Raw genomic sequence first — 6,431 nt, 5'->3', positions numbered from 1 at the left:
AAATTTGATAAGTATAAAAAGTTAGATAAACCCTTGGTATTACTGGTTTTTTTATACTTTGGTATGCTTGTCCCTTCTCACTCTCTATATAAGGAGCTAAAAGTTCCGCAAGGAACGGGTCGTATTTTCTTTCGCTTTGCTACAGAAAATCTCCACCCTTTTCGCTTTGCTACATCCTTGCGGAACTTTTTTCGGCTCGAGTTTTGGTGGCACCAAGCCGAGACATCCAAAAGCAACTATCTGGGATCATCGGCTTGGATTTGCTATTATACGAGCCGAACCGCTAGTCATTCGATTTAAAATTTCACTTACCAAATTAATAGAATACGTTATATGTGGGGGTTCGTCCCCACACGACGAACCAGCCTCAACCCCAAAAGCAAACGAAAACCTTCATTTAAACCCATTTATTTTGTTTTTTAAGCGTTCATTTTTATTTTTACGACAAATGGTATTGTTTTAGATTTTCATTCTTTAAAACGGATTTTGAGGCGTCTGAATGATATCTGGTGCTTTATTCTTGTTTGTTTCTAAATTATAATTTTGTATTTACTTAATTTAGATGAATCTCTTTTAGTATTTTAAAGTAATGTTTGATTACAAGTTATAAAAAATATACTGTCTACAGCAGGTGCACATTTGCTGTTATGAAGGGTACTTTGTGTACACCTCGACTCTACTTTTAACGAAAAATACGTGTAATTAGAAAATTTTGAGTCGACCGTGAGTGCACATCCTGGAAATTTTCGTGTACCCACGTTTAAGCTAGGCTCTGCCTAGCCCCAACCCCTAGTTGGGCCCAAAAACCCCTTATGCTCTTCTCTCTTTTTTGATTCAGAATTTCCAATTTTATAAAATGACTTGTTTTTTAACTAAATTTTATTATGTTAAAAAAACAAGAATGTGATTTTGATTGTGGTTTGTTGCAAGGTTATTAGAAAACTTTTTGTGGCACAGCTAAGATCTTTGCTAAATGAAGTATAAATTGGAGATATGAAAAATTTCGTTATTTTCATATGACAGAAGGATATAAACCTTAGTAGAATGAATTAGTAAAAACCTAGGTTTAATACTTAGGTTCTAAGATTGATTTTTTGGAAATAACCCTTGATATTAAAAATATTTAGGTTTTTATCTAGGTTTTAAAGGTGGGTAAAAAGATGGATAAAAGTGAATACCTAGGTGGAGAAAACCCAGGTTATATAGCTATGACTGTTAAAGAAGTTGCATTATATTTAGATGAATCACCAAATGTTATAAGGAATTGGATGAAAGAATTAAAGACATATATTCCTTTAGAGAAAAATGAGTCAGGTTACAATATTTTTGATGAAAAAGCTCTTGAGCAAATGAAGATAGTTAAGCAATTACATCGAGAACAGAATTATTCAATAAAACAAATTGAACATTATTTTGCTACAGGTGGAGAGAGTATAAAGCCTGTTCCTAGTAAGGAAGTTGGAGAGATTTTAGCTGAAGAATTAAAAGCATTAAAAAATGAAGTTAGTAAACTTAGAGAATATAGTGAGAAACAAGAAGAATTTAATAAGTTGTTAATTGAACAATTACAAAAGCAACAAGATTATATTGATAATAAGTTAGAGAAACGGGATCAGAAGTTGCTTGAAACAATTCGTGAAGTACAAGAAACAAAATCATTAACAGCATCTACGGAATCAAAAGGATTTTTTGCGAGATTATTTAGAAAATGATTTTTTGAGATTTATAATCTGAGTCCTGACGTTTATGCCGCGAAAGTTCCTTGACGATGAGGGGAACCCTCATGCAAACTCGCCAGAGGTGGCCCCAAAAGGGCGGTTTTTGCCCGCTGGGGTTAGCTTTGGGAGTTTGAGGGTTCGGAGGCTCGTGGTCAAGGGAACCGTGGAATAAAAAGTGAGGACGGACGACAGAATTCAGCAAAGACAAATGTCTTCGTCAAGATTCGTGGTTCTAATGTTAGAAAAAGACGAATAAGAATAGAACATAATTACAAAAGGAGCCCTAAAGAGTAAGAACATATTAATATGTTCTTACTCTTTAGGGCTCCTTTTAATTGATTATTTTTATGTGTGATTGATTGTAGATGTATATTATTACGTTACGTGAAATTATTTATATAATATATTATAAAGAATACAGAATTAGGCTAAAAATCCCACAATTTTATTTTTATCTTGATTTTTTTGAAGAATTAACCAATTATATTAATGAAGAATTTAAATATTTTTATTGATGATGTGAGATAAGGGGGGGATATAGGTGACTGAAATTAAAATTAAACCAGAAGAGTTAAGGAATAAAGCGAATAGTTTTAAACATGCTGTTTCTGAATCTACAGATCGACATACTAGAATTCTTGGCGAACTCTTAAATCTTCAAATGCGTTGGATAGGTGCTTCAAGTTTATCTTTTTATAATGATTTACCTACATTAAATAAGGGTCATGAATCTTATGTTAAGGTTTTAACTAATATAGAGGATGAGTTAAATCGTATTGCTGAGAAGTTTGAAACTACGGATGAGAATTATGATCCTGTTTCTGAATCGTTCAATAAATTTATGAAGACGACTACTGATTCATCTGATCATTTGAAAATTAAGGAATCTGGTGCGGTAGTTGGAAATCCAGATAAAGATGATAGTACTTTTGCTAGTGTGTTAAAGTATGAAACAGATATACAACTTCCTAAAAATGTGAATGCTTTTTTTAGTGATTTAACATCTATGGATAAAATTGGTGGAGAGGCTAAAGGTGCACTCGTAGATGCTGGTTTTAAAGCAGGAGATTTTACGATTCATGAACAGTTGCTAAGAGGTGAAGCTAAAGTTCAATTTGGTGGAGGCATAGGTGGAGAAGCAAAGATTGCTGGTACTTTTAATGATATTGGTGTAGATCATGAATATGGGAAATTACATCTTAAACTGGGAGATGCTGAAGCTGGTGTTGTGGCTAAGGATGGTTACTATGGTTTTAGTGCAAAAGCTGACTTAGCTAAGGCTGAGGGAGAAGTTAAAATACCGTTACCTTTTACTGATTGGAAAGTAGTTGTTGGTGGAGAAGCAGCTTATGGTAGTATAGGTGGAGAGGCTAAATTTGGATTAAAAAATGAATTAAGTCTTGGACTTGGTATTGGTTTGGGAATAAAGTTTGGTGTAGAGAAAGGTTAAAATGTTGTATTTATAAGGAGGAAGAGTTTTTGCTTTCATTGCAGGTATTTAAAAAGATTTTAATCATTTTTGGTTTTATTGCTGTTCCTTCTAGTTTATTAGCCCTTTGGTTTGGAGCAGATGCTACTTTTAAAGAGAAAATGATATTATCTCTAATTTTTGGTATAGTGATGCCACTAGCTTTCTTTATTTTTTATAAAATCACATCTTTATTTTTAAAGTAGTAATTATTTTATTTAGGAGGAGTTTTGTATGGAAAATATATATACACCAAAATTACCAATTGGAAGCGAACTATTACCAATTGGTTCTGTAGTTCTTGTAGAAGAAATTAATCAATCTCTTATGATTTATGGAAGAAAACAACAACAAGCTGATAATAAATTATGGGATTATGTTGCTTGTCCATATCCTCATGGTAATTTATCAAAAGAATATAATGTGTTTTTTAACCATAACCAGATTGTTCATTTATTATTTAAGGGTTTTGAAACAGAGGATGAATTAGAATTAAGAGATAAATTATCTGAGTTTTAGTGAAAATGGAGAATGTATTATATGATTTTAGGAATTTCATATTTTGATATTTTTTGTATTGTAATGATTGTCTCGTTTTTTTTCATTTTTTGGAGATTGAATGTATGGTATAACAAGAAACATAATGTTCCTAAGGTTTTTCATTGGTTTCCTAGAAAATGGGGTAAAAGAAAAGTTTCAGAGCATTTATCACAATTAAATGAAAAATTAGCGTCTGAAGGTAAAGGTATTTGGGTTACAATCTATGCTATAGATTTATATATTGTGACCATTCCTTATACAGTCAAAAAATATAAATCTTAATACATATATAGTCAAAGAAAAGACCTTTTAATTAAAATGAAAGGTCTTTTCTTTATAAATTTTCATTAATATTTAAATTTATAAAAAGAAATGGTATCAATTTTGGAAGTGATTTGCTGAGTTTGAGTGTTTATGCCGCGAAAGTTCTTTGACGATGAGGGGAACCCTCATGCAAACTCGTCAGAGGGGCTCAAGAAGGGCGTTTTTTGCCCGTTGAAGTTGACTTTTGGAATTTGGGGCTCGTGGTCGTCAAGGGAATCGTGGAATAAAAAGCGAGGACGAACGCCAGGACAGAGCAAAGACCAATGTCTTCGCCAAGATTCGTGGTTCTACTGTTAGAAAAAGGCGAATAAGAATATAGCATACATACAATAAGGGAATGCAGTACAGATCAGTATACAAGCATTCCCTTGCTATTAATATGTTGTTTTTTAAGTATACTTTTATTTATATATAATGTTGGGTTTGACTATATAAAATATTATATTTGAAAAAAGTATCAGCATTTCAGAAAAAATCAAACTAAGAGTATGCAAGATTTTATACAGTTTTTTGGCTAATTTAGTACGAGCGGAAACACAAAACCCCACATCAGGATAGGAATGTATAAAAAGATGCATAGAATCATAGAAAGAGAAAAAGGCGATCCCTTGTGAGAGTAAGGGGGCGTTTTGTCTTTGCTACCGATAATGAGACGTTATGTTAACCGAGCATAAATATGATATACATATTATATTTTATCTATCTTGCGTAAAGGAAATTGTCATATAATAGAAATAACATTATGAATTATACAGGAGATACAAATGAAAAAATTTTTAATTAGTTCTGCTGCAAGTCTGCTTATTTTTAATATCATGTGGGCCTTAATACCATATATTTCTGATCCTAATTATTCTTACCAGACTGATTTGAATTGGCCTACCATAATTGGATTCACTATAATTCTCACCATTTATGGTAGTATACTAGATCTTGTAGTTTGCCTAATTGGAGAAGTATTATACAGAAAAATAAAACAATGTAGAGAGTTTCGATTTGGAATTCCTGTATTTATAGGACTAGCTGTTATCTATATACGTATACTCTTTCTTCTTAAAAATCCATATTCTTCTAGTTTGGTTACACCTCTTATTATGGGTTCCTTAGCTTTTTATTTCGTACGTAGAAAAATATAACTAACTTCCTATATCGGAAATTATGTAAATTAAATATAAATCATATTTTAGGAGGTAGAATATGAATCCATATGTAAAATCTGTATTGAATCAGTTAGAAATCGTAGTTGAATCTATATCAAGTATAATACATCAGCTGGGAGAAGAAGATTTACAAGTACAACCTATAGCAACTAAACGATCTATAGGTGAGTTATTAAAACATATTTCTGTTATATGTAAAGCTGATTATTTAATTTTAAATAATGCTTCAAGAGAAGAAATGGATAAGTTTTATAATAGTATCATGCTTTATACTTTACTAGATATTGAACAACAATTATTTGAGAACTTTAGATTTTTAAAAAATAATATATCTAAATATAAAGAAGAGGAATTATTAGAACAAACCACATCTTATTGGGGAGTAACATATACTAGGTATGAGTGGCTTTTAGAAATTGTAACTCATATTTCTCATCATCGGGGACAATTACATACTATGTTAAGTCATTATGGTAAAGATTTAAAAGTTCAACTTTTTGAATAGATTACTATTGATAAACTGGATTTATGTAAAAAAGGTTGGTAAAATGCTAACCTTTTTTTGCTTCCGATAAGTGAGGTTACGTTAATTAGAGTATATTTTCTTTATTTTTTTTTCGTATAATTTTAATATATTTACTAATAGATGATGATAGAGAGGAATTTGAGAAATGAAATTTTATGAATGGAATAAACAAATTCAAGAAATATTTCATCAATATCCTACGCAAGATGCAGACATTTTTACTGTCATCGCTTCTGTTTTAGCCATTTTTAAGTTTGTTAGGAATTAAAAAAGCATCTATTTAGATGCTTTTTTATATTTAAAGATAAATAATAAGATTTTTTGTTCATAGTTTCTATTATCTCTCTATTTACAGTATTTTGAATGTATACTTTCGTTGTGTATTTTGAGGATATCAGGGGATTTGGTTTGAACTCAATAAATAAGGGGATTTGAATGTAAACTAATATTCAAAAGTTTACATTCGTATTTATAATAAATAAAAAGCACTTTTTAATGTTTTAAAAGTGCTTTAACTTGATGTTGATGTGACGGAACCTCAAGTATGTAGAAATTTAAAAAAGTCCCTTAATCATGATAAAGGGACTTTGCTCACACAAATGATCTGCACATCAATTCATCTTTGGTATACAGATCATTTGTATGATAATTTTTACAGATAATTGCGGAGTAATAAACTTACATTACTGCTTTTA

At 30.9% G+C, this 6,431-nt stretch carries 8 protein-coding genes; all 8 read left to right on the top strand.

What is annotated here, in order from left to right:
* A partial coding sequence (locus tag CN288_RS29315) for a hypothetical protein (RefSeq protein ID WP_217994264.1) occupies positions 1-300 on the top strand: 300 nt, incomplete at its 5' end.
* Positions 301-1,160: 860 nt separating this feature from the next.
* Positions 1,161-1,712 (top strand): DUF3967 domain-containing protein, encoded by a 552-nt coding sequence (locus tag CN288_RS25195; RefSeq protein ID WP_098303375.1) that lies wholly within the window; start codon positions 1,161-1,163, stop codon positions 1,710-1,712.
* A gap of 547 nt (positions 1,713-2,259) precedes the next feature.
* Positions 2,260-3,168, top strand: a complete 909-nt coding sequence (locus CN288_RS25190) for a WXG100 family type VII secretion target (RefSeq protein ID WP_026593384.1) — start codon at positions 2,260-2,262, stop codon at positions 3,166-3,168.
* 29 nt (positions 3,169-3,197) lie between these two features.
* Positions 3,198-3,392 (top strand): hypothetical protein, encoded by a 195-nt coding sequence (locus CN288_RS25185; protein ID WP_026593383.1) that lies wholly within the window; start codon positions 3,198-3,200, stop codon positions 3,390-3,392.
* A 28-nt stretch (positions 3,393-3,420) separates the two neighbouring features.
* The gene (locus CN288_RS25180) at positions 3,421-3,705 is read left to right on the top strand and encodes a DUF4176 domain-containing protein (RefSeq protein ID WP_035415579.1); all 285 of its coding nucleotides are present in this window, start codon (positions 3,421-3,423) and stop codon (positions 3,703-3,705) included.
* A 21-nt stretch (positions 3,706-3,726) separates the two neighbouring features.
* The gene (locus CN288_RS25175) at positions 3,727-4,008 is read left to right on the top strand and encodes a hypothetical protein (RefSeq protein WP_026593381.1); all 282 of its coding nucleotides are present in this window, start codon (positions 3,727-3,729) and stop codon (positions 4,006-4,008) included.
* An 806-nt stretch (positions 4,009-4,814) separates the two neighbouring features.
* A complete protein-coding gene (locus CN288_RS29900; RefSeq protein ID WP_098303374.1) occupies positions 4,815-5,186 on the top strand; it encodes a hypothetical protein in 372 nt (123 codons plus the stop codon).
* A gap of 61 nt (positions 5,187-5,247) precedes the next feature.
* A complete protein-coding gene (locus CN288_RS25165; RefSeq protein WP_098303373.1) occupies positions 5,248-5,715 on the top strand; it encodes a DinB family protein in 468 nt (155 codons plus the stop codon).
* Positions 5,716-6,431 lie beyond the last annotated feature (716 nt).

Source organism: Bacillus sp. AFS023182, from assembly GCF_002560575.1.
Taxonomy (GTDB): domain Bacteria; phylum Bacillota; class Bacilli; order Bacillales; family Bacillaceae_G; genus Bacillus_A; species Bacillus_A arachidis.
The sequence above is the reverse complement of the archived record's forward strand: the minus strand, read 5'-3'. Positions and strand labels throughout refer to the sequence as shown.